This window comes from Mesorhizobium sp. ESP-6-2 (assembly GCF_020164675.1).
GTDB lineage: Bacteria > Pseudomonadota > Alphaproteobacteria > Rhizobiales > Rhizobiaceae > Mesorhizobium.
This window is the reverse complement of the sequence record NZ_JAIUGT010000003.1, coordinates 442,173-468,766: the sequence shown is the minus strand read 5'-3', so window position 1 is coordinate 468,766 and position 26,594 is coordinate 442,173. Positions and strand designations below refer to the sequence as shown.

Sequence of the window (26,594 nt, the reverse complement as noted above, 5' to 3'; positions counted from 1 at the left end):
GTAAAGAAATGACCAAGATCGCTCTTACCGCCGCCGCCATTCTCATTGCCACGGGCAGCGCCTTTGCCGGCAGCGACAATTATGGTTCCAACAATGTCAATCAGCCGGTTGCCAACCAGTCGACCTCCAACATCGACACCACGCATACCGGCTCGATCGCCAAGTCCGTAAAGGCGCAGGGCGACGCGAACGCCAACGTGCCGGCTCAGTCTGGCCAGGGCATCTGGGGCCGTTGATTCTGTTGGTCTTCGACCACAAAGAGCGGTGGGCCTGGCCCGCCGCTCTTGTTTTTTGCACATTACCAATCCTCCAAGCTCGGCAGAAAACAATCCGAGCCAGGAATAAAACAGGACTGCCTGGGGTCTTGTCCTTAGCGGAACCGTCCTCCCAAGACGCCGCCTGACAGATGAACCCAGGAGATTGAAATGAACAAGATCGCCCTCGCCACCGCCGCCATCCTCGTTGCGACCGGCAGCGCCTTTGCCGGCAGCGACCATTATGGCTCCGACAATGCCAACCAGCCCGTCGCCCCGATAGCGGGCGTGGACCACGTTGTCACCGGCGCGCTCAAGGATACGGGCATGGCCGGCCAAGAGACAGGCGATGCCAAGACGAAGCCCGCTACGGACTGGCCCGAACCCGGCCAGGGCATCTGGGGCAATTAACGTCCCGCGCATGCAGCGGCCTTTGGTTGCCAGCTAAACCCCGGATTTCTAGCGCAGGTCCTTCGGACGCAGGCAATGCGTCAGCCGCGCGGACGACAGGTTGGACCAGGCGCCCTCGAAAACGAGGCGCGCAAAGGCTGCCGTTGCAAATTTTCCTTCGAGCCTCCTGCGCGCCTTGGCCTCTGACCCTGGCCCGGCAAGCTGTTTCGCCAGATCTTGCAGACCGGGATTGTGGCCGACCACCAGCAAGCTGTCGTTCGACGAATCGACGTGACGAATCTGGCCCAGGATATCCGTCGCCGAGGCTTCATAAAGCGCATCGGAGAACGCGACCCGTGGATGCGCCGGTAACTCCGCGTCCACCAGCCGCCAAGTCTCGCGGGTGCGCAGCGCCGGCGATACCAGTGCCCGGTCCGGCAACCACCCGCGGGCCGCGAGTTCGCGCCCTATCAATCGGGCCGACTTCAATCCGCGTCCGGCGAGCGGCCGGTCGAAATCGGGGAGGTTGGGATCGTCCCAGCTCGACTTGGCATGGCGCAGCAGCAGAAGCTGTTTCACAGGCATTGGTCAGGGCCGGCGAATCTGGCCAGACCCGTGCGGGCCTTTTGCTTGATCGCCTCTGTGTCGAAGGAATCGAATGGGCCGCTTTCCAATCCCTCAAACCAAGCTCTGCGCAGCCTATCCGTTTCGATCTGGCGCGAATTCCGATTTAGCGATTCCGAGCCACGCGACATGCCGTCATCCCCGATCCGAGTCCTTACGGCGTGATCCGCGCCAATTGCTCGAAATCGATTTCCTCGCGCAGCGGGCTCGGTGCAATGATCATCGAGGTTGCATTGTCGGCATCGTCGGCGAAGCGGGCAAACACGGTGCGGCCCTTTTCCATACGCGCCTTGCCCTCGGCGACCAGCCCCAGCGCCAGCGGATAGAGCTGGTGTTCGACCTTGAGCACGCGAGCGGCTAGTGTGTCGGCATTGTCGCCGACCATTACCGGCACCGCCGCCTGTGCGATGATCGGACCGTCATCCATCTCAGAGGTAACAAAATGCACCGTGCAGCCATGGATGCGCATGCCCGCCGCCAGCGCGCGCTCATGCGTGTCGAGCCCCTTGAAGGCCGGCAACAGAGCGGGGTGGATGTTGATCATGCGACCCTGCCATTTCTGGACGAGGCCAGTGGTCAGAATGCGCATATAGCCGGCCAGTGCCACGATCTCGGCATTGAAGGCCGTGAGCGCCGCATCGATCGCGGCGTCATGCGCCTGCTTGCTGGCATGGTCGGCCCGGGAAATCACCTGGGTGGCGATGCCGCGCGCCCTCGCCATGCCGAGCCCGGCGGCATCCGCCTTGTCGGAGATGACGCCGACGATTTCGGCGGGGAAAGCCGGGTCGCTGGCGGCGGCGATCAGCGCCGTCATGTTGGAACCGCGCCCCGAGATCAAAACGACAGTGCGTTTCTTCTGCGCGCTCATAGACCGATCGAACCCCGGTAGATGACGCCGGCGTCGCGGCGCGGCACGATCCTGCCGATCGGCGTCACCGTCTCGCCGGCTTCCTGCAAGACGGCAGCGACCTGCGCCGCCTGGCCGGACGCCACCGCCAGGATCATGCCGATGCCGCAGTTGAAGGTGCGCATCATCTCTTCGGGCGCCACACCGCCGGTCTTGGCCAGCCATGAGAACACAGGCGGCACGTCGATGGCGTCGAGATCGAGCTCGGCCGAGAACTCCTTCGGCAGAACGCGCGGGATGTTTTCGGGGAAGCCGCCGCCGGTGATATGGGCCAGCGCCTTGATGCCGTGCGTGTTGCGGATCGCCTTCAGGATCGATTTCACATAGATCCGGGTCGGCTCGAGCAGCGCCTCTGCCAATGTGGCCTCGTCGTTGAAGGGAGCCGGATCGGTCCATGCCAGGCCACTGGTCGCAACGATGCGGCGCACCAGCGAAAAGCCGTTGGAATGCAGGCCCGACGAACCCAGCCCCAGCAGCACGTCGCCCTCGACGATGTCGTCGGTGGGCAGAAGCTGGCCGCGCTCGGCCGCGCCCACGGCAAAACCGGCAAGGTCATAGTCCTTGCCGTGATACATGCCCGGCATTTCCGCCGTCTCGCCGCCGATCAGCGCACAGCCCGCCTGCCGGCAGCCCGTGGCGATGCCGCCGACGATCGCCGCACCTTGGTCTGGATCGAGCTTGCCGGTGGCGAAATAATCGAGGAAGAACAGCGGCTCGGCACCCTGAACGACGATGTCGTTGACGCACATGGCGACCAGGTCGATGCCGATCGTATCGTGCTTGCCGGCGTCGATGGCGATCTTCAGCTTGGTGCCGACGCCGTCATTTGCGGCGACCAGCACCGGGTCGGCAAAGCCGGCGGCCTTGAGGTCGAACAGGCCGCCGAAACCGCCGATCTCGCCATCGGCGCCCGGCCGGCGCGTCGCCTTGACCAGCGGTTTGATCTTCTCGACCATGAGATTGCCGGCATCGATGTCGACGCCAGCATCGGCATAGGTGAGCCCGTTCTTACGCTTGACTGTATCGCGCTTCATATCTGGCTTGTCGCTGTTTCCTTTGCGGCTCTTCGCATGAACGGTTTCGGTCCGCAAGGAAAACGGCACTGAAACTGCCGCTCCCCACCAGGGGAAGCTCGGCAGCTTCTCTCTTGCACCCATCCCCCATCTCCATCATCTATCGTTCAGACAGAAGCGACGGGACATGCGCTTGACCATCCCCAACCTGATAACAATCATGCGCCTTGTCCTGGTGCCTGCCGTGGTGCTGGCCATGCTCCAGGCGCGCTGGGATTGGGCCTTTGCCGGGTTCCTCGTTGCCGGCGTCTCCGACGGCATCGACGGCTTCATCGCCCGCCGGTTCAACCAGCATTCCAAGCTCGGCGCCTATCTCGATCCGGTGGCCGACAAGCTGCTCCTGGTTTCCGTGTTCGTCGTCCTTGGCTTCATCGGGCAATTGCCGCTGTGGCTGGTCGTCACCATGGTATCGCGCGACGCGCTGATCATTTGCGCGGTGCTGTTGTCCACCGTGATGGCCCATCCCGTCGAGATGAAGCCGCTCCTCGTCTCCAAGGTCAACACCGCCGTCCAGATTGTACTGGCGGCGCTGGTGCTGGGTGAGCTTGCTTTTTCGATCCATCTCGATCCACTTCGTCCCGCCCTCATAATGCTGTCCGGGGTCTTGACCGTGGCTTCGGCCGCAGCCTATCTCGTGGCTTGGCTGAGGCATATGAGCGGCTATGGCGAAGGCTCCACCCCGGGCACCTGACAAAGAAGCTGCGGCGAGCGCGCCGGCGGCAGCCGGTGATGATCCATCCGCCGGATTCCGCCGGCAGATCTTCTTTTGGCTCGCCGGCGTCGCCGCGCTCGCGCTTTTCCTCTATGTTTTCAGCGCCATCCTCTTGCCCTTCGTGGCCGGCATGGTGCTCGCCTATTTCCTCGATCCCGTGGCCGACCGGCTGCAGCGGCTCGGCCTCAGCCGTTTCATGGCTACGGTGGTCATCCTCATCACCTTCCTTGTCGTTCTGGTGCTGGCCTTCGTCATCCTCATCCCGGTGCTGGCGACGCAGATGGCCGATTTTGCCGGCAAATTGCCTGAGTACCTGACCCGGCTTCAGAGCCTGATCACCTCGTTCGATCCGAAATGGCTGGAACAGAAATTCGGCGTCAACGCCAATGGCCTGCGCGACGGATTGAACTCACTGCTGACATCCGGCTTCGGTCTGCTGACGACCGTGTTCACCTCGATATGGAGTTCGGGCGTGGCGCTGGTCTCGGTGATAAGCCTGTTCGTGGTGACGCCGGTGGTCGCCTTCTACATGCTGCTGGACTGGGACCGCATGGTGGCGGTGATCGACAGTTGGGTGCCGCGGGACAATGTCGCCACGGTGCGCGCCATCGCCAGGGACATCAACACGGCAACGGCCGGCTTCGTGCGCGGGCAGGGCACGCTGTGCCTGGTGCTGGGCGCCATGTATGCCACCGGCCTGACGCTGACCGGTCTCAATTTCGGCATCCTCATCGGCCTGTTCGCCGGGCTGATCTCCTTCATCCCCTATGTCGGCTCGCTGACCGGGCTGGTGCTGGCCGTCGGCGTTGCCTTCGTCCAGTTCTGGCCGGACTGGACCATGGTCGTCGCGGTTGCGGTGGTGTTCTTTATCGGCCAGTTCATCGAGGGCAATATCTTGCAGCCGCGGCTGGTCGGCAAAAGCGTCGGCTTGCATCCGGTGTGGCTGATGTTCGCGCTGTTCGCCTTCGGCGCGCTGTTTGGCTTCGTTGGCCTGCTGATTGCGGTGCCTGCGTCGGCCGCGGTCGCGGTGCTGGTGCGCTTTGCCATTGCGCGTTATCTGGAATCGCCGCTCTACAAGGGTCACGGCAAGGCCGTGCCGCCATTGCCGGCCGGTCGTCGCAAAGGCATCAATCCATGATCCGGCCTGGCCGGGTCGCGCGGCTGAGCCTGGCATGAGCGACCAGAGGGCCGACCCGCCGCGCCAGCTGCCGCTCGATCTCGGCCATGGCACTGGCTATTCGCGAGACGAACTCGTCGTCTCCGGCACCAACAACCAGGCAGTGGCGCTGGTCGACCGCTGGCCGGACTGGCCCTCGCCGGTGGTCGTGCTGGCCGGTCCGGCTGGTTCCGGCAAGACCCATCTGGCCTCGATCTGGCGGGCACGGGCGGATGCCGTTCAGGTCGACGCGCGCCGCGTCGGTGACAGCATCGCAAATCTCGGTGCCCGGCCGGCGCTGATCGACGATGTCGATACCGGGACCGTCGACCAGCAAGGGCTGTTTCATCTGATCAATGCGGTGCGCGGCAGCGGCTCGCATTTGCTTTTGACGGCGCGCCGCTTTCCCTCGGCCTGGGGCGTTACGCTGCCCGATCTGGCGTCGCGGCTGAAGGCGGCGGCAACCATCGAGATCCACGAACCCGACGATCTCCTGCTGGCAGGTGTCATCACCAAGCTGTTCGCCGACCGCCAGGTCGAGGTCGAGCCGCATGTCGTGCAATATCTGGTGCGCCGCATCGAGCGCTCTCTTGCGACGGCCATGCGCGTGGTGGAGCGGCTGGACCGCGCCGCGCTCGAACGCAAGACGCCGATCACCCGGGCGCTGGCGGCTGAAACCGTCAGCGCCATGGACGAGGGGCAGGGCGAGTTCGAGGTCTAGCGCGCGATGGTCGGCCGGCCAGCAAACGGTGGTTCCATGTCCCTTTAGCCGTCCCATTTCGGGAAACAAAAGCTGGCACCGATCTTGCGATACAAGCTTGCCGGCTGACCCCGGTCCTGATTGCGTTCCAAATCAGGTTGTAGGCTCGCCGGGAGTGGGGCGGTTGGGGTTCTCGCCCGGCGAGCTTGCCTTCTATGGACCATGTGATCGCCGATGCTGCCGAAGCCGGTAGTCGGACGGACGGCGACCATCAGCTTCCATTTTGTGATCTGTTGAAAAGGACCATTCGATGGTCTATTTCTTGAGATATGGACCGGAGCATGCGGAGCGTCAATGCCGGTATCCGCCACCGACGCCAAGGGGCAACTAACCGAGTTGGTGCGCCGCGCGGAGGCTGGCGACGAGATTGTTCTGACCCGTCACGGTCAAGCAGCGGTGCGGCTGGTTCCGATCAGGGCGGTGCCCGACAGGAGAAGCCGTCGCGCGCTCCTGGAAGCGGCACGCACAGCTGGCGCGGCCAAAGCGAAGGCCGGACCGTCGGCCGCCCGTAGCCAGGATTTTCTCTATGGCGATGACGGCATGCCCGAATGATCGTGGTCGATACGTCGGCGTTGATGGCGATCGTGCTTGACGAACCGCAGGCCGACGCCTGCGTGGCCGAGAGAGCGGCTTGCTGATTCCGCCGGCTCGGTCGCCGAGGCGCTTATCGTCGCGCCGCACCGTGGTGTTGCCGAGGAGCTATCAAGCCTGATCGATGGGGGTTTCGAGGTGGTGGCGGTGACGCCGGCCTCTGCCCGGCGTATCGCTGAGGCTTACATGCAATGGGGTAAGGGCATTCACCCGGCCGCGCTCAATTTCGGCGATTGTTTCTCCTATGAGGTGGCGAAGGAACACGGCTGCCCTCTGCTTTATGTCGGATCCGATTTTTCGGAGACGGACATAGAAGGCGCGCTCTAATGTATGTCGTCCAAAGTTGCGCCCCTTTGTCGGCCGAGGATCACCCGGTTCGGCCGTGGCTGGTGAGAAGCCGCAATATCTGTACATGCGAGGGAAGCTCGATCAGGAATTCCTCATCGCGATCGAGGTGATGGATGCTGCTGGCGTCCCCGCCCGTGAAACGCGCCATCGCCTCGACGCTCTCCCAATAGGAGATGGTCATGAATTCCGAATGCGTGGCAGTGTCCTGGCGAAAGGTCTGGACGCCCAGTGCCTTCTCGATCAGCGGCTTGATGCCGGCCTCGTAGTTGTAGGCTTCATAGGCATCGGCCTTATCAGGCAAGGTTCTGCCGCGCCAGATGCGAGCGATCTTCGGGGTCTTTGACGGATCGGTCATAACCGGAGAACTTTTGAATGGGGTGGGGGTTCCAAATCCCGTTGTGGGACGATGCAGCGCGCGCAGATCAACAGGGGGTGAGTCGCCTGAACATGCGAGTCGATCCTTTGAGGACTGCCATACGGTGCGGGCCGTTCAAACCATGCGCGATTGCACGAAATCGATGAAGGCGCGCACCTTGGCCGGCGGCAAATGCCGCGAAGGGTGGAGCGCGTAGAGCGGAAAGCTCTCGCCATGCCAATTCGGCAGGACTTCGACCAGTGCGCCTTGCCGGATGAGGTGCTGCACGCCAATCGCCTTGATCCTGGCGACGCCGACACCGTCGAGACAGGCGCCGAGCATCGTGCCGAATTCGGTGACCATCAGGCGGCCGGTGGTCCTCACATCGACGACCTCATCACCGCACCGAAACCGCCACTCCTCGACTGGCTGGCCCGTCAGCGAATCCCGAACCTGGATGCAGGCATGGTCAACGAGATCGGCGGGGATAGCAGGATACCCGTGCGTCTTCAGGTAGGTGGGGGCGGCCACCGTGACCGTGCGGGTCTCCACAAGTTTCCGTGCCACCAGCGACGAAACCGGCGGCGTACCGAAGCGGATTGCGATGTCGAACCCTTCGGCCACCAGATCCCCCAACTGGTCCCTCGCAACCAGCTCGAGCGAAAGGTCCGGGTAGAGCGACAGGAATTCGCGGATATGCGGCGCGAACAGCTGGCGCGAGAAGAAGGCGTCCACATTGACGCGCAGCCGGCCGCGCACCGCGACCGACGTGCCGGAGGTCACGGTTACTGCGTCTTCGATCCCCGTCAGCAATGGCGCGACCTCGGCGTAAAGCCGACGGCCCTCGTCGGTCAGCGATACCGCGCGCGTCGTGCGGTCGAGCAGCCGGACGCCGACACGGGCTTCGAGACGCGAAACCGCACGGCTGACACCCGAGCGCGACAGGCCGAGTGCGTCGGCCGCCCGGGCAAAGCTGCCGCCTTCGGCAATCGCGGCCAGCACGCCGACATTTGAGATCACCCGTCCATCGAACGCCATGGCTGGACTCGTTGATTTCAGATCAACAATCATATGATTTAATAGCACTCACTGCAACAGTTGGTCTCGACCTATAGACCCGTCATCCGCGCCATGCAGGCGCGCCGACACTGAAATGGAGACGGATCATGTATGCAATCACCGGCATCACCGGCAAAGTCGGCGGCACGTTGGCGCACGCCTTGCTCGCCGCCGGCGAGCCCGTTCGCGCCGTTGTACGCGATGCCGCCAAGGGTGGGCCATGGGCTGCGCTCGGCTGCGAGGTCGCGGTCGCCGCCTTGGAGGATGCGGAAGCGCTGACGCAAGCCTTTAAGGGCGCAACGGCGGTGTTCGTGCTGCCGCCGCCGGTGTTTGATCCGGAGCCCGGCTATCCCGAAGCGCAATCGGTAATCGACAGCGTCGTGACGGCGTGGAAGGCATCGAGGCCGGCCAAATTTGTCTGCCTGTCGACGGTCGGTGCCGATGCGGCGGAGGAGAATTTGCTGTCGCAACATACGATGATTGAGGCCGCCTTGAGCGCGCTTCCAGGGGCGGTCACCTTTCTGCGGCCCGCCTGGTTCCTGGACAATGCCGTCTGGGACGTCGCATCGGCACGCGAGACAGGCCTCGTCCACAGCCCGCTCGCGCCGACGGACAGGGCGCTGCCGATGGTGGCCGCCCGGGATGTCGGACGGATAGCGGCAGAACTCATCCAGCAAGACTGGACCGGCACGCGTATCGTCGAACTGGAAGGCCCGGCACGTGTATCGCCCGATGATCTCGCCGCGGCCTTCGGGGCCGCGCTTGGCAAGCCGGTCCGCGCCGTCCCTGTACCGCGCGAGACCTGGGAAGCGCTTTTCCGTTCGCAAGGCATGAAGAACCCGCAGCCGCGCATGCGCATGCTCGATGGGTTTAATGAGGGATGGATTGCCTTCCCCGACGAAAAGAGGACAATCAAAGGCACGACGAGGGCAGCGGAAGTGATCGCGTCTTTGGTGGCGGGCGCATAGTTCGCACGGAATATGAAGAAGGTGGTCGGAGTGGAGAGATTCGAACTCCCGACCCTCTGGTCCCAAACCAGATGCGCTACCAGGCTGCGCTACACTCCGAACGGTCTGTTGCCTATTCATTTCAGTGTTCCATGGCAAGTGCAAAAACCTGCAAGTGCAAAAACCTTGCCGCCGTCGGCATTGCGCAGTAATGACGGGCGAAGAGGCGGCCATGCTGCCTTGCACAGCAATGAGGTGGTCATGTCCGCGCGCATTTTCAGTCCAGCCAAAACCGCGATGCAGTCCGGCACGGCCAAGACCGGCCACTGGGTGCTGGAATTCGATCCCGAGATGCGCAAGAAGATCGACCCGCTTATGGGCTACACCACTTCCGGCGACATGAGGAGCCAGATCAAGCTGACCTTCGACACGCGCGAAGAGGCCGTGGCCTATGCCGAGAAGGAAGGGCTCGCCTACCGCGTCGAGGAGCCGAAAGAGCCCAAGCGCCGCCAGATTTCCTATGCGGAAAATTTCCGCTATGACCGCAGGACGCCCTGGACGCATTGACCGGCAAAAGCCCGGGCGGGCGCCAGCGCAGACATCTTACCGGCTCCGAGCCGGCCAGCGGTCCCGTAGCTCAGCTGGATAGAGCACCGGCCTTCTAAGCCGATGGTCACAGGTTCGAATCCTGTCGGGATCGCCAATTTTTTCAACGGCTTAGCTGCTCCAGAAGGGAAAAGTTCCAACGCGGGCAGGAACCCGGTTGGGCCTTCTCGTCCCTTTTCGTCTTTACGAATGCGCTTGCAGCCGAGCCGGCGGGACCTCGCCGCCGCCGCGCCCTTTCCGTATTATTTCGTGACCTTGTCGCGCGGGAACCTTCGCAAGGATCAGGCGTTCGGGGCCTTGTATTCGCGGCGTCTCATAAACATAAGCATGCGGGCTGCGAATGGCGGGCAAACAAATACGGGTTGGGGAAGGAGAGAACGCCGTCATGTCGAAACGTGAAATTGGAACGTCGCCCGCCTTGGGGCGACGTATCGCCGAGCTCAAAGCCAAGATGCAAACCGCCCAGATTTCCGACCATGAGATGAAGACCTTCCACAAGGTTGCCGCCATCATGGGGGCGGGCGAAGGCTCTCTAGGCCTGGATGCCGACGATCTGATCGCGGCATCCTTTGTTGCAGAGACGCTGGGCGAATCGGCGCCCAACGGCTGACGGCAGGCCCCTCCTGTCGTAGGTCCGGATCGATCATCCGGACAAATCTTCGAGACGCAGGCCGGAGGCGGCCGCCGGTCCGGCGGCCGTGATCCTGCGACTTCTGCTGTCGAATTGAAGGGAAAGTCTTATCGTTTTGTTTGCGTTGGCGCGTCATAGTAGACGCGGCTAACGGAGTTGAAGAGATGAAGCTCGACCTGTCGCCGACGAGTTGGGGCAGGGTGATCGCCGTCACCGCCGCCGGCACGGCGTTCTTCATTGGCGTGGCGTTTTTCGTCGATTCGTTCAATTTCCCCTATCTTTCGCCCGAGGCTGTGTGGCGGGCACAACTGACCGACATTCTGTTGCCGCTGGTGCTGGGTGGATCGTTTCTCTTCTTCCTGATGTGGAAGATACGCCAGTTGGCCATTGCCCAGCGTGACCTCAGCGTCGTTGCCGCCACCGACAGCCTGACGGCAGTGCTCAACCGGGGCGCTTTCTCCATGCTTGTCGAGGCCTATCTCGAACAGGTCCGCAAGCAGGCGTCGGCCAATTCCGGTGCGCTGCTGATCATCGACGCCGATCACTTCAAATCGATCAACGACCGGCTTGGTCATGACTGCGGCGACCAGGCGCTCAAGCTGATCGCGCAGACGATCAAGGATCAGCTCCGCGGCACCGACATCGTCGGCCGCATCGGCGGTGAGGAATTCGGCGTGTTTCTTCCCGGCGTCGATCCCTCGCAATCCTGGCTGGTTGCCGAAAGCATCCGCCGGCGAATTCGCGAGGTGGAATTTTCGCCCGGCGGCCGGTCCTGTCCGCTTTCCGTCAGCATTGGCGGCACCGCCTTTAACGGACCGACCACATACGAGGAGATCTTCTCTGCTGCCGACAGGCGGCTCTATGCCGCCAAATCGAATGGACGCGACCAGGTCAGTTTCGATCCGATGGTTTCCCAGCAAACGCCGCCAGCCGCGACAATCACGGTTCATTGAGGCGAATCCGGCCAGCCACTGGGGCCGGGGGCGCGTTGCCGGGGATTTCAACAGCTATCACGCAGAAGGTATTTTCGCTTTGCGCGCCACCCGCTAAAGGTGGTGGCCACAGCTCCGGCCGGGGCTGAATGCATCGGGCAGGGCCTTCTTCGCATGACATTGATGGGCGCGGCGGCACTGCTGATCCTGGTCCTGACCTATGCCGGCGTCGCTGTCGGCCGCATACCGGGGCTGCGTCTCGACCGGGCGGGCATCGCACTGCTCGGCGGGGCCGCGATGATCGCCATCGGCGCGATCAGCATGGAGGACGCCTATCGCGCCATCAATTTCGATACCATCACGCTTTTGCTCGGCATGATGATCGTGGTGGCGCATCTGAAGGTCTCGGGCGCCTTTCGCGGTCTTGGCGCCATTGCGATCGAGCACGCGCATGCGCCGTTCATGCTTTTGGTTATGGTGACGCTGCTGACCGGCCTGCTGTCGGCTTTCCTGGTCAATGACGCCATCTGTCTTGTCATGGCGCCGATCGTCGTTCACGTCACCCGCGCGATCAAGCGCAACCCGGTTCCTTACCTCATCGCGACCGCCACCGCTTCGAATTGCGGCAGTGTCGCCACCATGACCGGCAATCCGCAAAACATGGTCATCGGTGCGCTGTCGGGCATTTCCTATCCGGCCTTTTCAGCGGCTCTGGCTCCGGTTGCGCTGTTCGGTCTCGGCGCGGTCATCGCCATTGTTCGCATCGTCTACCGCACCGAATTCGCGCGCAACGGCGAATTGACGCCGCAGGTCTCGCGCGGCCGCATGCATCGCCGCCAGGTGCTGAAAGCGGTGGTGGTTTGCATCGGACTGGCCGTGGCCTTCTTCGCCGGTGTGCCTGTCGCCAAGGCGGCGCTCATCGGCGGCGCCATCCTCCTGCTCACCCGCGCCATCAAACCAGAGCGCATCTATCGCGAAATCGACGGGCCACTGCTGTTCATGTTCGCCGGCCTGTTCATCGTGGTTGCCGGCGCCGAACGAACGCTGCTGACACCGGACATCGTCGCATCGGCCAAGAACCTCGGGCTGGACGACGTCTGGCGCCTGTCGGGCTTCACCGCCTTGCTCTCCAACATAATGAGCAACGTGCCGGCCGTGCTGGCGCTGCGGCCCTTCATCCCCGGCCTGGACAACCCCGAGCGCGCCTGGCTGGTCGTCGCCATGAGCTCGACGCTGGCCGGCAATTTCACGCTCCTGGGTTCGGTCGCCAATCTGATCGTTGCCGAGCAGGCGCGCGCCGCCGGCACGTCGCTGTCGTTCGGCGCTTTCTTCAAAGTCGGCCTGCCATTGACGCTGCTGACGCTGGCGGCCGGCACGGCATGGCTGGCGCTCTGATCCCTGGCGCGACTGTTCCGTGCTCAATTGCTGCGGAGTGACGGGCGCTCCGGAGTGGCGGGGCTTGGTATTTGCCTGCAAGTCCCGCCACTGGCCCAGATTTTCAGGGCGCCACTATCAATCGGCCTTTCATGTTGGGATGGAAGCGGCAGAAATAATCAACCGTTCCCGCTGTCTTGAGGGTCAGTTTTCCCTTCGCCTTCGGCGGGATCATCACCTCCCAGCCGCCCTTCACCGTGGCCGTGTGGGCGAATCCATCCTTGTTCACCCACTCGATCGTGTCGCCGACCCTGGCGTCGATGGTTGCCGGCGAGAAGACGAGCTTGTCGATCATCACCTCGATGGTCGCGGCCGGCGCCGGGCCGGCGGCAAGCACCAGCGCCAGCCCGACAAGGAGCGGTCGGATCAGCGCGGCTTTCATTTCAACATGCCGGCGACATGTTCGGCATGCTGCTCATGCCCCTGGAAGATCTTGAGGCCGGTTTCGAGCAGGCTCTTCAGTTCGGCATTGCTGGCTGACGGAATGAGCAGGGTTTCGAGCGCTCCATTGACCTGCTTGTGGTAGGCCACCTCGTTTTCGATATAGGCCTTGTCGAAGGCAGCCCCTTTCAGCTTGGCGAGCTTGGCATGTTCCTCTTTCGCCGCCTTGGTCAGAGCCTGGCTTGTGGCATTGTCTTCCGGCTTCACCTTGAGCTTCTTGAGCAGGTCGAGCGCCTGCTTGTTCACCGCTTCGTGGTCGCGCTCCATGTCCTTGGCGAAATCGACGACCTGCTTGTTCTTGGATTTCTTGATTGCCTGCTTGGCCGCCTCGATGTCGATTATGTCGGCAGTGTAGGCGATGTGGGCGATCTGCGGGTCGGTCGGCTTGTCGGCAGCTTGCGCGAATGGGGCAGCGCCAAGCAGCAAGAGGGCGGCAAGCGCTGCGGTGTGTCGGATAAGCATGGCATCTCCTTCCGCCCGACAGCCTGGGCAGCGGGCTTCATCTGGGTTGACATTCATTGGATGAGGATGGCGCAGAAACGTTCCCGACAAATCGGCGAAAGATCTGGCCTTGAAGATCACCCCTCAAATCCGAGCCGCTTCATCACGGCCTGCGTCAGCCGCTCGCAGCGCCGGCCGGCGAAGGGGAAGGCGTCGAGCAGCACCGGCCCGATCTCGTCGTCCAGCGCCTTGCGCAGCAAAGCGCGGGCGCGATGCAGTCTCGTCTTGACGGTCTCTGGCCGCACGCCAAGCACGTCGGCGGTCTCCTCGATGCTCAGGCCCTCGATGACGCGGGCCAGGAAAACCGCGCGATAGGCGTCGGGCAGGCTGTCGGTCGCCCGCTCGACAAGCCCGAGGATCTGCCGCTGCGCCATCGTCCGCTCCGGATCGTCGCTTGGGTTGAGGGGAAACCGGATGATCTGCGCTTCCGGGTTTTCAGGCATGGCCACGGTTCGCCGTCCTTTGCGAAGCCGCCCGAGTGCCTCGTTGATGACGATGCGCGACAGCCAGGTGGAAAGCGAAGCATCGCCGCGATAGGTGCCAAGATTGGTAAAGGCCCTGACATAGGCCTCCTGCACGATGTCCTCGGCCTCGCTGTCATTGCGCACCATGCCGCGCGCGAGTCGGTAGAGCCGCTGGTTATTCAGCTTCATGATCTTGCGAAAGGCATCGCTGTCGCGGGCAAGCGCGCGGGCTACGAGCTGGAGTTCGTCCGTCGCGGTTGATGCTGCCGTCAGCGCGGGCATGTGTCCTCCATCGATCCTTGCACGAAAGATTGGATGCAGGTTTCGAAAAAAGGTTCCCGAAAAATCACGCCAGGCCGATCGCCTGGCTGCCTATGCTAGCACTTTGGCCGGCTCCCTGCCGGTGTTTTGCATCCGCGCCGTCGCGGCCAGCAGATCGGTCTGTGTGATCAGCCCGAGGATGTGGTTTTTATCGTCGACGATGATGACGGCGTGGCTGCGCCCGTCGGTCAGCACCGGCAGCAGCGCCATGGCGGCCGAGCCGGCAGTTGCGGTTGCCGCCGGCGAGATCACGGCTCCGACCGTGCCGGCCGCCAGCGTCAGTTCCCGCAAGCCCACGGTTCCGGCCAGCCTTGCCTCGGCATCCACCACCGGCAAGGTGCGTATGTTGTGGTCGAGCAGCAATTGGCGCGCAGCGGCGGCTGGCGTGTGCTCGTCCACCGAGATGACGTCGCGCGACATGATGTCTTGGCACCGCAACGTCGCATGCTCGCGCACCATGGCCTGCAACTCGACCTGCCGCAGCAGCCGGTCGAGATCCCCCCGGTCGATGTCGAAGGTCTCGTCGAGTGCTCCAAGCGCGGCATCGATGTCCTCGGAGCGAAAACCGACGCGCAATTGCGCCGGCGGATCGATGGTGCCGTGGCTGTTTACCGGCGCCGGGGCCGGCACGTGCGGGTAGTTGCGCCGGGCCAGCTTGTGGAAGCCGTAGCCAAGCGCCACCAGCAGCATCGAATTGACCGCCACCGGGATGAAGGGAAACAGGAAGCCGGCGCTGATGACGGCTGGACCGCCGAATACCGCGGTCAATGCCGCCGCACCCCCGGGTGGATGCAGGCAGCGCGTGAACGACATGGCGGCGATCGCCAGCGCTACCGCAATACCGGTGGCGAGCACCGGCTGATGGACGAACTGCACCACGATCACGCCGACAAGCGCCGAGATCGTGTTGCCGCCGATGATCGACCAGGGCTGCGCCAGCGGGCTGGCGGGCACCGCGAACAACAGCACCGCCGATGCTCCCATCGGCGCCACCAGCAGCGGCACATGTGGCCCGCTACCCAGTGTGAGTCCGCTGATCGCGCCAGTCAGCGCAATGCCGATCATCGCACCGACGCAGGCGATGATGCGTTCGCGCAGCGTCGCGCCGGCAAGAATGGGAACAAAGAGGCGGAACGCCATGGGCAGGCTCTTGGTGCGGTGGCTGGGGGAACAATTTCCGCTGCCGCAATGAAGCGGAAGCCGGCAATTTGGAAGTCAAACAAATCCGCAAAACTGCGGATGGGGAGAATAATATTGCCGACATGGCCGAACCGGGGTGCCGCGAGCGGCCCCCGTTTGCTCAATCGCGTCAAGGCGTTGCGGGCGTTGCTGGTATGGTCCGGAAGGTCGCGTCAGGCCGCTGCGGCGGCGGTGAGCCCGCGAAGAATATCGGTCATGAGGTCCTCGACATCCTCGAGGCCGATCTGCAGACGAATCAACGGCCCTTGATAGGGGCCCTTGGCAACGACGCGGTCGCCGAGCCAGACCGGCACGGCAAGGCTCTCGTAACCGCCCCAGGAGTAGCCGAGACCGAAGATCCGCAATGCGTCGAGGAACGCGTGCTGCTGTTTCTGGCCGCCGCCGGCAAGCACGATGGAAAAGATGCCGCTGGAGCCGGAAAAGTCGCGCTTCCACAGGGCGTGGTCGGGATGACTGGGAAGGCCAGGGTGGAGCACGCGCGCCACGCCCTTCTGGCCTTCCAGCCACGCCGCGATGGCAAGCGCGCTGCGCTGATGGTGATCGAGGCGCACGCCCATGGTTCGCAGGCCGCGCAGCACCTGGTAGACGTCGTCGGGTCCGGCGCAGCAGCCAAGCGTGCAGAAGCTTTCATACAGCTGTTTCCAGCAGGCCTCGGTGGCCGACACCGTACCCAGCAGCACGTCCGAATGGCCGGCGGGATATTTCGTCGCCGCATGGATCGAGATGTCGACGCCATGGTCGAGCGGACGGAAATAAAGCGGCGTTGCCCAGGTATTGTCCATCATGACGATGGCACCGGCGGCGTGCGCGGCCTTGGCGATGGCTGGTATGTCCTGCACCTCGAACGTGTTTGAGGCCGGCGATTCCGTGAACACCACCTTGGTGTTCGGCTTGATCAAGGCGGCGATGCCCGCGCCGATGCCGGGAGCATAGTACTCGACCTCGACGCCGAGCCGCATCAGCATCGTGTCGGCGAAGTTGCGCGTCGGATGATAGACGCTGTCGACGATCAGCAGGTGGTCCCCCGCCGAAACGAAGGCAAGCAGCGGCACCGTCACCGCCGCCAGGCCCGACGGGACCACGATCGTGCCGGCCGACCCCTCCAGCGCGTCTATGGCCTGGGCCAAGGCGTCGGTGGTCGGTGTGCCGCGCGTGCCGTAGGTGTATTTCTGGTCCCGTCCCGCCATCGAGGCGGCATTGCGGAACAGCACCGTGGAGGCGTGCACGACAGGCGGATTGACGAAGCCGAAATAGTCGTGCGGGTTGTTGCCCGAATGGGCAAGCCGCGTGTTGATGCCCATTTCGCCAGTCACCGGCCCGTTGCCGTCTTTTGCCATTCGTCGTCGCCTTTTTTGGTAAGCCGCTAGCCATAGTGCGGCGACATGGACCGCGCAACAGCCGGCTTTCGCCAGGACCCCGACTTCGAATGTGCCAATTGCCGAGCCGCCGCAGGCCCACTGCAAGCGGTAATGCGGCGGCCAGAAAGCCCGCCGCCGGCAGCGGCATGCGTCGCCTGATAACGCAAAGCGCACCTCACCATGACCCAGATCCAGCCAGAGGGCGCAGACATCGGCACGCAACCGGCCGGCAGAGCACAGTAACGCAGAGTAATCCCGGCGGATGGGCTTTTTGCGGACAGAGCGCAGCCTGGCGTGGGGCGAGCTTCGCCGGCTTTATTCGCGCTTGTGACTAAATTGCGGGCGCGTTTGTCTGCGATTCAGGCAATTGCGGCAAACGATTTTCAAACCCATCTGAATTCGGTCATTTTCCTTGACCTCACAGGAATTATCGCCTTCGATGCTGTTCGTGAATGGGAGGCGGCGCGTCGACTGCGATGCGGAGTTCCGGAAATGGGCCGGAACGGAAGGCTGCGTTCACGCGGGAAAAAATGATCAGGTTTGCCTGAAAACAGAAAAGGGTCTGTGGGTCATGAAACACATTGCAATCGGCATCCTTGGAGCCGCCGCGCTTGGAGCCGTGGCTTCAACGGCTTCAGCCACCACGCTCGACACGGTCAAGCAGAAGGGCTTCATCCAGTGCGGCGTCTCGACGGGCCTGGCCGGCTTCTCGGCGCCGGACGACAAGGGTGACTGGCAAGGCATCGATGCCGATTTCTGCCGCGCCGTGGCGGCCGCCGTCTTCGGTGACGGCTCCAAGGTCAAGTTCACGCCGCTCAGCGCCAAGGAGCGCTTCACCGCCTTGCAATCCGGTGAAATCGACATCCTGTCGCGCAACACCACCTGGACCATAAACCGCGACACCGCACTTGGCCTGAACTTCATCGGCACCACCTACTATGACGGCCAGGGCTTCATGATCAACGCCAAGAAGCTGCCGGGCGTCAATTCGGCGCTTCAGCTGTCCGGCGCCGCCGTCTGCGTGCAGAGCGGCACCACCACCGAGCTCAACCTCGCCGACTACTTCAAGGCGAACAAGATGGAGTACAATCCGGTCGTTTTCGAGAAGCTCGAAGAGGTTAACGCGGCCTATGACGCCGGCCGCTGCGACGTCTACACCACAGACCAATCGGGCCTTTACGGCATCCGCCTGACGCTGGGTGCGCCGGCCGATCACGTCGTGCTGCCGGAGATCATCTCCAAGGAGCCGCTCGGACCGGCGGTGCGCCAGGGCGACGACCAGTGGTACCATATCGTCAAGTGGACCTATTTCGCGCTGCTCGATGCCGAGGAACTCGGCATCACCAAGGCCAATGTCGACGAGATGAAGAACTCGGCCAGCCCTGAGATCAAGCGCGTGCTCGGCCAGGAAGCCGACACCAAGATCGGCACCGATCTCGGCGTCTCCAACGACTGGGTCGTCAACATCGTCAAGGCGGTCGGCAATTACGGCGAAATGTTCGATCGCAATGTCGGCTCGGGCAGCCCGCTGAAGATCGCCCGCGGCATCAACGCGCTGTGGACCAAGGGCGGCCTGCAATACGCTCCGCCGATCCGCTGATCGAAATGTGATCCGGAAGGCAGAACCATCTGCCTTCCGGTTTCTCTTTCACAGGGGACGGTGATATGGCATCGCAGGAAATCCTTCGCGAGGACACAAGTCGCGGCTCCTTTATCAACGACCCGAAAGTCCGCAGTCTCTTCTTCCAGACACTGGTCGTCGTCGTTCTGTTCGGCTCTGTCTGGTGGATCGTGCAGAACGTCATCGACAACCTGCAGCGTCTTCACATCGCCTCCGGTTTCGGCTTCCTCAGGGGTCGCGCCGGATTCGACATCTCGGACACGCCGATCGCCTACACGTCGGATTCGACCTATGGTCGCGCCATCATTGTCGGCCTGATCAACACCATCATCGTCGCCGTGGCCGGCATCGTCACCGCGACCATTATCGGTTTCGTCATCGGCATCGGCCGGCTGTCGCAGAATTGGCTGATCCGCAAGATCTGCACGGTCTATGTAGAGATCTTCCGCAACATCCCGCCGCTGCTGGTCATCTTCTTCTGGTATTCGGGCGTGCTGGCCGTGCTGCCGCCGCCGCGCGAGAGCTATAACCTGCCTTTCGGTTCCTTCCTCAACCAGCGCGGTTTCTATTTCCCGCGCGCCGTCTGGGGCGAGGGCTCATGGCTGATCTTCGTGGCGCTCATCGTGGGCATCGCCATGGCCTGGTTCGTCGCCCGCAAGGCGCGCCAGCGGCAGATGGCGACGGGTCAGCAGTTTCCCGTGTTGTGGACGTCCGTCGCGCTCATCGTCGGCCTGCCGCTGCTCGCCTACGCGCTGAGCGGCTTTCCGCTGAGCTTCGATTTTCCGAAACAGTCGACCTTCAACCTGACCGGCGGCTTCCAGGTCAAGCCGGAGTTCCTGTCGCTCTATCTGGCGCTGTCCTGCTACACAGCGGCCTTCATCGCCGAGATCGTGCGTGCCGGCATCAGGGGTGTCAGCAAGGGCCAGACCGAGGCCGCCGCCGCACTTGGCCTGCGCTCGGGATCGATCCTGCGGCTGGTCGTGGTGCCGCAGGCCATGCGCATCGTCATCCCGCCTTTGACCAGCCAGTATCTCAACCTGACCAAGAACTCCTCGCTGGCCATCGCCATCGGCTATCCAGACCTGACGGCGACCGCCGGCACGGTGCTCAACCAGACCGGCCAGGCGGTCGAGGGCGTGCTGATCATGATGATCGCCTATCTCATCCTCAGCCTGGTGACCTCCGCCGTGATGAACGTGGTCAATGCCAGAATGGCGCTGGTGGAAAGGTAGGGCCATGCAGGAACACGACATGTCCTGGGTGCGCACCGAAATGGCCCTGGCGGAGCCGGCGCCGATCAGCGAGCGTGGCCTGTATGCCTGGGTCCGCAAGAACCTCGTCGGTTCGGTCGGCGACACCATCCTCACCTTCCTCGGCATCATCATCGTCGCCTGGGTCCTGCCGCAGGTCATCAACTGGGCCTTCATCAATGCCCAGTGGACCGGACCGGACCGGACCGTCTGCGCGACCGTGGCACAAGGTGGCATCCAGCCCGATGGCTGGAGCGGAGCCTGCTGGGCGTTCGTCAACGCCAAGTTCGGCCAGTTCATGTTCGGCACCTATCCGCTCGAGGAGCGCTGGCGGCCGATCCTGGTCGCCATCCTGTTCGCGGCGCTGCTGGTCCCTATGCTGATCCCCAGCGTGCCCCGCAAGGGCCTGAACGCCATCCTGCTGTTCCTGGTGCTGCCGATCGTCGCCTTCTTCCTTCTGGTCGGCGGCGTGTTCGGCCTGCCGCATGTCGAGACGTCGCGGTGGGGCGGACTGCTGATCACGCTCAGCCTCTCCTTCGTCGGCATCGCCGTGTCGCTGCCGCTGGGCACCGTGCTGGCGCTCGGCCGGCGCTCCAAGATGCCGATCGTCAAGATGCTGTGCATCATCTTCATCGAAGCCGTGCGCGGTATCCCGCTGATCACCGTGCTGTTCTTCGTCAGCGTCATGCTGCCGCTTTTCCTGCCGGCCGGCGTCACCTTCGACAAATACCTGAGGGCCCTGATCGGCGTGTCGCTATTTGCCGCCGCCTATATGGCGGAGGTGGTGCGCGGCGGCCTGCAGGCGATCCCCAAGGGCCAATATGAGGGCGCCGATTCACTCGGCCTCGGCTATTGGCAGAAGATGGGCCTGATCGTGCTGCCGCAGGCGCTGAAGCTGGTCATCCCCGGCATCGTCAACACGTTCATCGGCATGTTCAAGGACACCAGCCTGGTCCTCATCATTTCGATGTTCGACCTGCTCGGCGTGGTCAAGCAGAACTTCTCGGACGCCAACTGGGCGACGCCGCAGACCGCGAAATCCGGTCTCGTGTTCGCCGCCTTCGTGTTTTGGCTGTTCTGCTTCGGCATGTCGCGCTATTCAATGTATACGGAACGCCGGCTCGACACCGGTTACAAACGATAAAAAGGGGATTGGTTCATGGCCACCGAAAACGCCGTCAGCGCGGAAGAGATCAAGGTCAATGCCGCGAAGATGCACATCTCGACCACCGATGTCGCCATCGACATCATCGCCATGCACAAATGGTACGGCGAGTTCCATGTGCTGAAGGACATCAACCTCAAGGTGATGCGCGGCGAGCGCATCGTCATCTGCGGCCCGTCCGGCTCCGGCAAGTCGACCATGATCCGCTGCATCAACCGGCTCGAAGAACACCAGAAGGGCAAGATCTTCGTCGACGGCAAGGAATTGACCAACGATCTCAAGAAGATCGACGAGGTGCGCCGAGAGGTCGGCATGGTATTCCAGCACTTCAACCTGTTTCCCCACCTGACCATCCTGGAGAACTGCACGCTGGCGCCGATATGGGTCCGCAAGACGCCGAAGAAACAGGCCGAGGAGATGGCCATGCATTTCCTCAAGCGCGTCAAGATCCCCGAGCAGGCCAACAAATATCCGGGCCAGCTCTCCGGCGGCCAGCAGCAGCGCGTGGCGATCGCCCGTTCGCTGTGCATGAACCCGCGCATCATGCTGTTCGATGAGCCGACCTCGGCACTCGACCCGGAAATGATCAAGGAAGTGCTGGAGACCATGGTTAGCCTTGCCGAGGAAGGCATGACCATGCTGTGCGTCACGCACGAAATGGGCTTTGCGCGGAAAGTCGCCAACCGGGTGATCTTCATGGATCAGGGCCAGATCGTCGAGCAGAACACGCCGGCCGAGTTCTTCGATCACCCGCGCCACGAGCGCACGAAGCTGTTCCTGTCGCAGATATTGCACTGAGCGCTGCTTGGTCGAAATGGAAGGAGCCCGGCCGCGCCACGGTCGGGCTTTTTCACATTTGGCCGATCGGATCGTTTCGATTGAAATGTGATGGAACCGCAAAAACTATGCCCGGATGAGAAAACGCCTTCGTTTCCTGGCAGTGCTGGTTGCCGCGGTGGTGCTGGTCGCGGCACTCGGCACGCTGGTGCCGCGACCACTCTGGCCGGCTGCCGCGGCCGGCGAGGGCGTCAGGCACATTCTGGTGCAGAACAATCCGATCCACACCGACATCGCCATTCCCGTCGATGACGGCGTGCGCCGGCGCTTTCGCTTCCTCGCCGTTGCCGGCCAGCCTTCCGACGCGCCCGAGGTGCGCTACATCGTCTTCGGCTGGGGCGGCCGCGCCTTCTACCTGGAGACGCCGACCTGGTCGCAGCTGAAGGTTATGCCCGTATTCAAGGCCCTGACGCTTGACGCTTCAGTGATGCATGTCGAGGTCGCCGGCGATATCTCCGGACCCGATGTCGCCGGCTTCGACATCCCGGAAGACCGCTTTGCCGCATTACTCGACTTCATCGATGCGAGTTTTCAGCAAGGACCAGGCGGGCCGATCGTCATCGCCGGGGCCGCCTATTCCGATTTCGACCGCTTCTATGAGGCGAACGGCCATTTCAATGCGCTGGCCGGCTGCAATACCTGGACCGCCGCCGCCTTGCGGACCGCCGGCCTGCGCACGGGTTGGTGGAACCCGCTGCCGGTCTCGCTCGGGTGGTCGTTGCGGCTGTATAATTGGTAGGTCGCGCAGATAACGCCAACGCCTCGTTCGAGTTCTAGACCCGCCACCCATAAAGCCAGTCCAAATCCGCGGCGAGCTTCTCCGGCGTCCGCATTTTCAGGAAAAGGTTGCGCGCCAACGCCACCGGACCCCAGGCATGCCAGGCAAGGCGGTTGAGAGCGCCGCGACGTGCCACTCTCACGACGCGCGGCCGGCGCAGGCCTTCCCAGATTTGAAGACTTCCGGCCAGGTCGGCAGGAGAGGCGGCCATGACGTCGGCAAGCGTGGCGGCATCCTCGATGGCCATCGCGGCGCCCTGTGCCGCGAACGGCGTCATGGCATGCGCCGCGTCGCCGACCAGCGCGATGCGGCCCGACCTTACCCATGGCTGCTTCTGATCGACCGTATGGACCGGCCAGGCCGCCCACGGCCCGGCCAACGCCGCAAGCCTTGCCAGCGCTGGCGCGGTGCGGCGCATGGCGCCGGCCAGGATTGCGGGATCGGCGTGGCCGGACCAGCCTTCGGCGATACGCTCGCCCCTGGTGAAAGCGACGAGGTTGATGGCGCTGCCCTTGCTGACGGGATAGGCGACCATGTGAAAGCCGGGATGCAGGAAGGTGGTGACGCAGTCCGGCGCACCGATCTCTGCAAAAGCTTGCCCGGCAGGACCGTCTGCGCTGACGGTTGCCCGCCAGGCCAGTTCGCCGGAGAAGTGGCTTTTCGCAGGCTTGGTTTTCCTTCCTTGGTCGGCAAGTCCGCGCACCGACGACCAGACGCCATCGGCGCCGACCAGAAGGAAGCCTTCCGCCGCGACGGGCCTGCCACCCACATCGGCTGCCGCGGTGATGCCTGAACTGCTGATCGTGACGCTGCCAAGGCGCGCGCCGGTAGTGAGATGAACATCGGGCATGGCAGCCACGCGCGTCATCAGCGCGTTTTGCAGGTCCGCTCGATGCGCCACGAGGTAGGGCGCACCCCAGCGCGCCTCGCCGGCTCGTCCAAGAGGTACGCGCGCCAGTTCGCCCAAGGTTGCCGCATTCTTCAGCACCACGGCTTCCGGCCTGACGGCATTGGGAAGAAGTGCGTCGAGTACGCCGAGCTCACGCAGGATGCGTGTCGCGTTGGGCGAAAGCTGGATGCCAGCGCCCGCCGCCTCGAGGCGCTGCGCCTGTTCGAAGATCCGTACGGGATAGCCGCGCTCGGCGAAAGCCAGCGCCGCGGTCAGCCCGGCAATACCCGCCCCGGCGATGATGACTTGCCGGGACTGTGCCTCTGCCATTGGCCCGGCCGCTGGAAGTCAGGCGGCCTGGTCGATGTAGAGGCAGCCGGCCGGCAGCGTTTCCATCGCCGTCAGCTTCGGCGAATAGCGGTAGAGCGTCGAGCAGTAGGGGCAGACCTTCTCATTGTCGTCGCCCATGTCGAGAAACACATGCGGATGGTCGAAGGGCGGGTTGGCCCCGGTGCACATGAATTCCTTGACGCCGATATCGATCGCCGGATGGCCCGCATCGTTCTGGAAATGGGGAATGGAACCGCCTGCCATCGTCGTCTCCTTTAGCGCAGTCTGCTCAGCGTTTGGATCATAACCGGTCTGTTTGCAAGTTCGATGAAATGAAACTGTCGCAAAAGCCTGTCAGAGGATAAGTTAAGCCGGTTAACCGGCTGGAGCATCGCAGCCAGGCACAACAGCCTGGGCGCCGCCCGAAAAAGCGGCGAAGCAACCAGACGTGGGAAGAGCAGGAACCATGAACGAACTGAAGCCGGTCCAGAGCGAGTTCATCAATGCGGAAGCGGCAAGCCCGGAAGGCAATCCGGATCGTTTCGTCAATCGCGAGTTCTCCTGGTTGCAGTTCAACCGCCGCGTGCTCGAGGAATCGCAGAACACAAACCATCCGCTGCTGGAGCGGGTGCGGTTTTTGTCGATCTCCGCCGCCAATCTCGATGAGTTCTTCATGGTGCGCGTCGCCGGTCTCGCCGGCCAGGTTCGCGAAGGAATCGTGTTGAGAAGCCCGGACGGGCGTACCCCCGAGCAGCAGCTCGAACAGCTGCTGCGCGAGGTCGAACGGTTGCAGGAAGACCAGCAGAAGAGCCTCTCGGCGCTGACCGTGCTGCTCAACAAGGAAGGCATCGAGAGCATCACCCGCGACGCGCTGACCAAGGACGAGAAGGCCTGGCTGGAGGAGCACTTCCAGGACCAGGTGTTTCCGGTTCTCACGCCATTGTCGATCGACCCGGCGCATCCGTTCCCGTTCATCCCCAATCTCGGCTTCTCGATGGCGCTGCAGCTTCGCCACCGCAAGAATGGCGAGGAGATGAGCGCGCTCTTGCGCCTGCCGGTGGCGCTGAAGCGTTTCATCCGCCTGCCGGACCGCAAGCAGCATGTCCGCTTCATCCCGCTGGAAGAGGCGGTCGGCCTCTACATCGGCAAGTTGTTCCCGGGTTACGAGGTCAAGGGCTCCGGCACGTTCCGCATCATTCGCGACAGCGATATCGAGGTCGAGGAGGAATCGGAAGATCTCGTGCGCCTGTTCGAGACCGCGCTGAAGCGTCGCCGCCGCGGCTCCGTCATTCGCATCGAGTTCGACATGCTCATGCCGGCCGAACTGCGCGAATTTGTCGCCGGCGAACTCGGCGTTTCGTCGAGCCGCATCAGCGTCCTGACCGGCCCGCTGGCGCTCAGCCAGATTTCCGAGATCGTCGCCGTTGCTCGCGACGACCTCAAATTCACGCCCTACAATCCGCGTTTCCCCGAGCGCATTCGCGAGCATGGCGGCGATTGCTTCGCCGCCATCCGCGAGAAGGACATCATCGTCCACCACCCGTACGAATCCTTCGACGTGGTGGTTCAGTTCCTGCGCCAGGCGATGGCCGACCCGGAAGTGGTGGCGATCAAGCAGACGCTTTACCGCACCTCCAATGACAGCCCGATCGTGCGCGCGCTGGTCGACGCCGCCGAGGCCGGCAAGTCGGTGACGGCCCTGGTCGAGCTCAAGGCCCGCTTCGACGAGGAGGCCAACATCCGCTGGGCGCGCGACCTCGAACGCGCCGGCGTCCAGGTCGTGTTCGGCTTCCTCGAGCTCAAGACCCACGCCAAGATGTCTCTGGTGGTGCGGCGCGAGGACGGCAAGCTGCGCAACTATGTGCATCTGGGCACCGGCAACTACCATCCGGTGACCGCGCGCATCTACACCGACCTGTCCTTCTTCACTACCGATGCCACGATCGCGCGCGATGTCGCCCAGCTTTTCAACTTCATCACCGGCTATGCCGAGCCGACCGCCGAAATGCGGCTGGCGATCTCGCCCTTCACCCTGAGGAACCGCATCCTGCAGCACATTTCCGATGAGGTCGCCCACGCGCTCGAGGGACGGCCGGCGCGCATCTGGATGAAGATGAACGCCCTTGTCGATCCGATCATCATCGACGCGCTCTACGACGCCAGCCGAGCGGGCGTCGAGATCGACCTCGTCGTGCGCGGCATATGCTGCCTGCGGCCGCAGGTGCCGGGCCTGTCGGAAAACATCAGGGTCAAGTCGATCGTCGGCCGTTTCCTCGAGCACAGCCGCATCTATTGCTTCGGCAATGGCCACGGCCTGCCGTCGGACGAGGCCGTCGTCTACATCTCCTCGGCCGACCTCATGCCGCGCAATCTTGACCGTCGCGTCGAGACCATGGTGCCGATCACCAACCCAACTGTGCATGAACAGGTGCTGGGCCAGATCATGCTCGGCAACATCATGGACAATCAGCAAAGTTTCGACGTATTGGCTGATGGAACTTCCCGGCGCGTCGTGCTCGAGGAGGGCGAGGAACCGTTCAACGCGCAGGAATATTTCATGACCAATCCGAGCCTGTCGGGACGGGGTGATGCGCTGAAATCGCATGCGCCGAAGCGGATCGCGCAATTCAAGCGCCGCAAGAAGAACGCCGCCGCCTGAT

29 protein-coding genes, 2 tRNA genes and 1 pseudogene are annotated in these 26,594 nt (G+C 63.2%); 19 read left to right on the top strand and 13 right to left on the bottom strand.

Annotated features, from left to right (window positions below; translation table 11 throughout):
• Positions 1-8 precede the first annotated feature (8 nt).
• Positions 9-236, top strand: a complete 228-nt coding sequence (locus tag LB532_RS11835; RefSeq protein WP_140549242.1) for a DUF680 domain-containing protein — start codon at positions 9-11, stop codon at positions 234-236.
• 189 nt (positions 237-425) lie between these two features.
• Positions 426-665: a DUF680 domain-containing protein gene (locus LB532_RS11830; RefSeq protein ID WP_140637661.1), complete on the top strand. Its 240-nt coding sequence runs from the start codon at positions 426-428 to the stop codon at positions 663-665.
• Between the two features lie 48 nt (positions 666-713).
• Here LB532_RS11830 and LB532_RS11825 read toward each other — a convergent pair whose 3' ends face one another.
• From LB532_RS11825 to purM, 3 genes are all read right to left on the bottom strand, one after another.
• A complete protein-coding gene (locus tag LB532_RS11825) occupies positions 714-1,229 on the bottom strand; it encodes a SixA phosphatase family protein (protein WP_181169232.1) in 516 nt (171 codons plus the stop codon).
• A gap of 193 nt (positions 1,230-1,422) precedes the next feature.
• Positions 1,423-2,136: a phosphoribosylglycinamide formyltransferase gene (purN, locus tag LB532_RS11820; RefSeq protein WP_140637663.1), complete on the bottom strand. Its 714-nt coding sequence runs from the start codon at positions 2,134-2,136 to the stop codon at positions 1,423-1,425.
• Positions 2,133-3,209 carry a phosphoribosylformylglycinamidine cyclo-ligase gene (gene purM, locus LB532_RS11815; protein WP_140637665.1) on the bottom strand — a complete coding sequence of 359 codons (1,077 nt, stop codon included), beginning with the start codon at positions 3,207-3,209 and terminating at the stop codon, positions 2,133-2,135. Before purM ends, purN begins: the two co-directional genes overlap by 4 nt.
• Positions 3,210-3,381: 172 nt before the next feature.
• Between purM and LB532_RS11810 the strand changes: the two genes are divergently transcribed.
• The 5 genes and pseudogenes from LB532_RS11810 (at position 3,382) to LB532_RS11790 (ending at position 6,794) form a co-directional block, all read left to right on the top strand.
• Positions 3,382-3,939 (top strand): CDP-alcohol phosphatidyltransferase family protein, encoded by a 558-nt coding sequence (locus tag LB532_RS11810; protein ID WP_140638285.1) that lies wholly within the window; start codon positions 3,382-3,384, stop codon positions 3,937-3,939.
• Positions 3,911-5,098 carry an AI-2E family transporter gene (locus tag LB532_RS11805; RefSeq protein WP_224556802.1) on the top strand — a complete coding sequence of 396 codons (1,188 nt, stop codon included), beginning with the start codon at positions 3,911-3,913 and terminating at the stop codon, positions 5,096-5,098. Before LB532_RS11810 ends, LB532_RS11805 begins: the two co-directional genes overlap by 29 nt.
• Positions 5,099-5,132: 34 nt before the next feature.
• A complete protein-coding gene (hdaA, locus tag LB532_RS11800; protein WP_140637667.1) occupies positions 5,133-5,837 on the top strand; it encodes a DnaA regulatory inactivator HdaA in 705 nt (234 codons plus the stop codon).
• A gap of 333 nt (positions 5,838-6,170) precedes the next feature.
• Positions 6,171-6,428, top strand: coding sequence for a type II toxin-antitoxin system Phd/YefM family antitoxin (locus tag LB532_RS11795; protein ID WP_140637668.1), 258 nt, complete (start codon positions 6,171-6,173; stop codon positions 6,426-6,428).
• Positions 6,425-6,794: pseudogene (locus LB532_RS11790) on the top strand (type II toxin-antitoxin system VapC family toxin). The gene LB532_RS11795 and the pseudogene LB532_RS11790 overlap by 4 nt, the downstream one beginning before the upstream one ends.
• A gap of 40 nt (positions 6,795-6,834) precedes the next feature.
• Here the strand turns inward: LB532_RS11790 and LB532_RS11785 are convergent.
• Positions 6,835-7,170: an antibiotic biosynthesis monooxygenase family protein gene (locus LB532_RS11785; protein WP_140637669.1), complete on the bottom strand. Its 336-nt coding sequence runs from the start codon at positions 7,168-7,170 to the stop codon at positions 6,835-6,837.
• A 135-nt stretch (positions 7,171-7,305) separates the two neighbouring features.
• The gene (locus LB532_RS11780) at positions 7,306-8,208 is read right to left on the bottom strand and encodes a LysR family transcriptional regulator (RefSeq protein ID WP_140637670.1); all 903 of its coding nucleotides are present in this window, start codon (positions 8,206-8,208) and stop codon (positions 7,306-7,308) included.
• 128 nt (positions 8,209-8,336) lie between these two features.
• Here LB532_RS11780 and LB532_RS11775 point away from each other — a divergent pair, with 128 nt between their 5' ends.
• The gene (locus LB532_RS11775; protein WP_140637671.1) at positions 8,337-9,197 is read left to right on the top strand and encodes an NAD(P)H-binding protein; all 861 of its coding nucleotides are present in this window, start codon (positions 8,337-8,339) and stop codon (positions 9,195-9,197) included.
• 22 nt (positions 9,198-9,219) lie between these two features.
• Here LB532_RS11775 and LB532_RS11770 read toward each other — a convergent pair.
• Positions 9,220-9,296, bottom strand: a tRNA-Pro gene (locus LB532_RS11770).
• 141 nt (positions 9,297-9,437) lie between these two features.
• Between LB532_RS11770 and LB532_RS11765 the strand changes: the two genes are divergently transcribed.
• The 5 genes from LB532_RS11765 to LB532_RS11745 all read left to right on the top strand — a co-directional run bounded on the left by LB532_RS11765 (position 9,438) and on the right by LB532_RS11745 (position 12,740).
• On the top strand, positions 9,438-9,743 hold the full coding sequence (locus LB532_RS11765) for an ETC complex I subunit (RefSeq protein ID WP_140494338.1): 306 nt from the start codon (positions 9,438-9,440) through the stop codon (positions 9,741-9,743).
• Positions 9,744-9,802: 59 nt separating this feature from the next.
• A tRNA-Arg gene (locus LB532_RS11760) sits at positions 9,803-9,879 on the top strand.
• A 288-nt stretch (positions 9,880-10,167) separates the two neighbouring features.
• On the top strand, positions 10,168-10,392 hold the full coding sequence (locus tag LB532_RS11755; RefSeq protein WP_140638286.1) for a hypothetical protein: 225 nt from the start codon (positions 10,168-10,170) through the stop codon (positions 10,390-10,392).
• A 185-nt stretch (positions 10,393-10,577) separates the two neighbouring features.
• Entirely contained in the window at positions 10,578-11,366 is a 789-nt protein-coding gene (locus tag LB532_RS11750; RefSeq protein ID WP_140549233.1) for a GGDEF domain-containing protein, read from the top strand.
• Positions 11,367-11,519: 153 nt separating this feature from the next.
• A complete protein-coding gene (locus LB532_RS11745) occupies positions 11,520-12,740 on the top strand; it encodes an anion transporter (protein ID WP_140637672.1) in 1,221 nt (406 codons plus the stop codon).
• Positions 12,741-12,843: 103 nt separating this feature from the next.
• Here LB532_RS11745 and LB532_RS11740 read toward each other — a convergent pair whose 3' ends face one another.
• The 5 genes from LB532_RS11740 to LB532_RS11720 form a co-directional block, all read right to left on the bottom strand.
• Positions 12,844-13,161 carry a cupredoxin family copper-binding protein gene (locus tag LB532_RS11740; protein ID WP_181169233.1) on the bottom strand — a complete coding sequence of 106 codons (318 nt, stop codon included), beginning with the start codon at positions 13,159-13,161 and terminating at the stop codon, positions 12,844-12,846.
• On the bottom strand, positions 13,158-13,682 hold the full coding sequence (locus LB532_RS11735) for a DUF4142 domain-containing protein (protein ID WP_140637673.1): 525 nt from the start codon (positions 13,680-13,682) through the stop codon (positions 13,158-13,160). Before LB532_RS11735 ends, LB532_RS11740 begins: the two co-directional genes overlap by 4 nt.
• A gap of 116 nt (positions 13,683-13,798) precedes the next feature.
• Positions 13,799-14,467: an RNA polymerase sigma factor gene (locus LB532_RS11730; protein ID WP_140637674.1), complete on the bottom strand. Its 669-nt coding sequence runs from the start codon at positions 14,465-14,467 to the stop codon at positions 13,799-13,801.
• Positions 14,468-14,557: 90 nt separating this feature from the next.
• Complete coding sequence (locus LB532_RS11725) at positions 14,558-15,646, bottom strand: HPP family protein (RefSeq protein ID WP_140637675.1); 1,089 nt, start codon at positions 15,644-15,646, stop codon at positions 14,558-14,560.
• A 212-nt stretch (positions 15,647-15,858) separates the two neighbouring features.
• On the bottom strand, positions 15,859-17,043 hold the full coding sequence (locus LB532_RS11720; protein ID WP_140637676.1) for a cystathionine beta-lyase: 1,185 nt from the start codon (positions 17,041-17,043) through the stop codon (positions 15,859-15,861).
• A gap of 592 nt (positions 17,044-17,635) precedes the next feature.
• On the opposite strand from LB532_RS11720, the gene LB532_RS11715 reads away from it, so the two are divergent.
• From LB532_RS11715 to LB532_RS11695, 5 genes are all read left to right on the top strand, one after another.
• Positions 17,636-18,664 (top strand): amino acid ABC transporter substrate-binding protein, encoded by a 1,029-nt coding sequence (locus LB532_RS11715; RefSeq protein WP_140494320.1) that lies wholly within the window; start codon positions 17,636-17,638, stop codon positions 18,662-18,664.
• Between the two features lie 65 nt (positions 18,665-18,729).
• Positions 18,730-19,917, top strand: a complete 1,188-nt coding sequence (locus LB532_RS11710) for an amino acid ABC transporter permease (RefSeq protein WP_140637677.1) — start codon at positions 18,730-18,732, stop codon at positions 19,915-19,917.
• Between the two features lie 4 nt (positions 19,918-19,921).
• Positions 19,922-21,079 carry an amino acid ABC transporter permease gene (locus LB532_RS11705; RefSeq protein WP_140637678.1) on the top strand — a complete coding sequence of 386 codons (1,158 nt, stop codon included), beginning with the start codon at positions 19,922-19,924 and terminating at the stop codon, positions 21,077-21,079.
• 69 nt (positions 21,080-21,148) lie between these two features.
• Entirely contained in the window at positions 21,149-21,898 is a 750-nt protein-coding gene (locus LB532_RS11700; protein WP_181165173.1) for an amino acid ABC transporter ATP-binding protein, read from the top strand.
• Between the two features lie 115 nt (positions 21,899-22,013).
• Positions 22,014-22,676 (top strand): TIGR02117 family protein, encoded by a 663-nt coding sequence (locus LB532_RS11695; protein ID WP_140637679.1) that lies wholly within the window; start codon positions 22,014-22,016, stop codon positions 22,674-22,676.
• 34 nt (positions 22,677-22,710) lie between these two features.
• Here LB532_RS11695 and LB532_RS11690 read toward each other — a convergent pair whose 3' ends face one another.
• Both LB532_RS11690 and LB532_RS11685 read right to left on the bottom strand, forming a co-directional pair.
• On the bottom strand, positions 22,711-23,934 hold the full coding sequence (locus tag LB532_RS11690; RefSeq protein ID WP_140637680.1) for an FAD-dependent monooxygenase: 1,224 nt from the start codon (positions 23,932-23,934) through the stop codon (positions 22,711-22,713).
• 18 nt (positions 23,935-23,952) lie between these two features.
• Entirely contained in the window at positions 23,953-24,198 is a 246-nt protein-coding gene (locus LB532_RS11685; protein ID WP_140494310.1) for a zinc-finger domain-containing protein, read from the bottom strand.
• A gap of 202 nt (positions 24,199-24,400) precedes the next feature.
• Between LB532_RS11685 and LB532_RS11680 the strand changes: the two genes are divergently transcribed.
• Complete coding sequence (locus LB532_RS11680) at positions 24,401-26,593, top strand: RNA degradosome polyphosphate kinase (RefSeq protein WP_140637681.1); 2,193 nt, start codon at positions 24,401-24,403, stop codon at positions 26,591-26,593.
• Position 26,594: the final 1 nt, after the last annotated feature.

Coding starts and splice junctions, on each gene's coding strand:
- LB532_RS11835 (WP_140549242.1), top strand. CDS start 9: ATGACCAAGATCGCTCTTACCGCCGCCGCCATTCTCATTGCCACGGGC.
- LB532_RS11830 (WP_140637661.1), top strand. CDS start 426: ATGAACAAGATCGCCCTCGCCACCGCCGCCATCCTCGTTGCGACCGGC.
- LB532_RS11825 (WP_181169232.1), bottom strand. CDS start 1,229: ATGCCTGTGAAACAGCTTCTGCTGCTGCGCCATGCCAAGTCGAGCTGG.
- purN (WP_140637663.1), bottom strand. CDS start 2,136: ATGAGCGCGCAGAAGAAACGCACTGTCGTTTTGATCTCGGGGCGCGGT.
- purM (WP_140637665.1), bottom strand. CDS start 3,209: ATGAAGCGCGATACAGTCAAGCGTAAGAACGGGCTCACCTATGCCGAT.
- LB532_RS11805 (WP_224556802.1), top strand. CDS start 3,911: ATGGCGAAGGCTCCACCCCGGGCACCTGACAAAGAAGCTGCGGCGAGC.
- hdaA (WP_140637667.1), top strand. CDS start 5,133: ATGAGCGACCAGAGGGCCGACCCGCCGCGCCAGCTGCCGCTCGATCTC.
- LB532_RS11795 (WP_140637668.1), top strand. CDS start 6,171: ATGCCGGTATCCGCCACCGACGCCAAGGGGCAACTAACCGAGTTGGTG.
- LB532_RS11785 (WP_140637669.1), bottom strand. CDS start 7,170: ATGACCGATCCGTCAAAGACCCCGAAGATCGCTCGCATCTGGCGCGGC.
- LB532_RS11780 (WP_140637670.1), bottom strand. CDS start 8,208: ATGGCGTTCGATGGACGGGTGATCTCAAATGTCGGCGTGCTGGCCGCG.
- LB532_RS11775 (WP_140637671.1), top strand. CDS start 8,337: ATGTATGCAATCACCGGCATCACCGGCAAAGTCGGCGGCACGTTGGCG.
- LB532_RS11765 (WP_140494338.1), top strand. CDS start 9,438: ATGTCCGCGCGCATTTTCAGTCCAGCCAAAACCGCGATGCAGTCCGGC.
- LB532_RS11755 (WP_140638286.1), top strand. CDS start 10,168: ATGTCGAAACGTGAAATTGGAACGTCGCCCGCCTTGGGGCGACGTATC.
- LB532_RS11750 (WP_140549233.1), top strand. CDS start 10,578: ATGAAGCTCGACCTGTCGCCGACGAGTTGGGGCAGGGTGATCGCCGTC.
- LB532_RS11745 (WP_140637672.1), top strand. CDS start 11,520: ATGACATTGATGGGCGCGGCGGCACTGCTGATCCTGGTCCTGACCTAT.
- LB532_RS11740 (WP_181169233.1), bottom strand. CDS start 13,161: ATGAAAGCCGCGCTGATCCGACCGCTCCTTGTCGGGCTGGCGCTGGTG.
- LB532_RS11735 (WP_140637673.1), bottom strand. CDS start 13,682: ATGCTTATCCGACACACCGCAGCGCTTGCCGCCCTCTTGCTGCTTGGC.
- LB532_RS11730 (WP_140637674.1), bottom strand. CDS start 14,467: ATGCCCGCGCTGACGGCAGCATCAACCGCGACGGACGAACTCCAGCTC.
- LB532_RS11725 (WP_140637675.1), bottom strand. CDS start 15,646: ATGGCGTTCCGCCTCTTTGTTCCCATTCTTGCCGGCGCGACGCTGCGC.
- LB532_RS11720 (WP_140637676.1), bottom strand. CDS start 17,043: ATGGCAAAAGACGGCAACGGGCCGGTGACTGGCGAAATGGGCATCAAC.
- LB532_RS11715 (WP_140494320.1), top strand. CDS start 17,636: ATGAAACACATTGCAATCGGCATCCTTGGAGCCGCCGCGCTTGGAGCC.
- LB532_RS11710 (WP_140637677.1), top strand. CDS start 18,730: ATGGCATCGCAGGAAATCCTTCGCGAGGACACAAGTCGCGGCTCCTTT.
- LB532_RS11705 (WP_140637678.1), top strand. CDS start 19,922: ATGCAGGAACACGACATGTCCTGGGTGCGCACCGAAATGGCCCTGGCG.
- LB532_RS11700 (WP_181165173.1), top strand. CDS start 21,149: ATGCACATCTCGACCACCGATGTCGCCATCGACATCATCGCCATGCAC.
- LB532_RS11695 (WP_140637679.1), top strand. CDS start 22,014: ATGAGAAAACGCCTTCGTTTCCTGGCAGTGCTGGTTGCCGCGGTGGTG.
- LB532_RS11690 (WP_140637680.1), bottom strand. CDS start 23,934: ATGGCAGAGGCACAGTCCCGGCAAGTCATCATCGCCGGGGCGGGTATT.
- LB532_RS11685 (WP_140494310.1), bottom strand. CDS start 24,198: ATGGCAGGCGGTTCCATTCCCCATTTCCAGAACGATGCGGGCCATCCG.
- LB532_RS11680 (WP_140637681.1), top strand. CDS start 24,401: ATGAACGAACTGAAGCCGGTCCAGAGCGAGTTCATCAATGCGGAAGCG.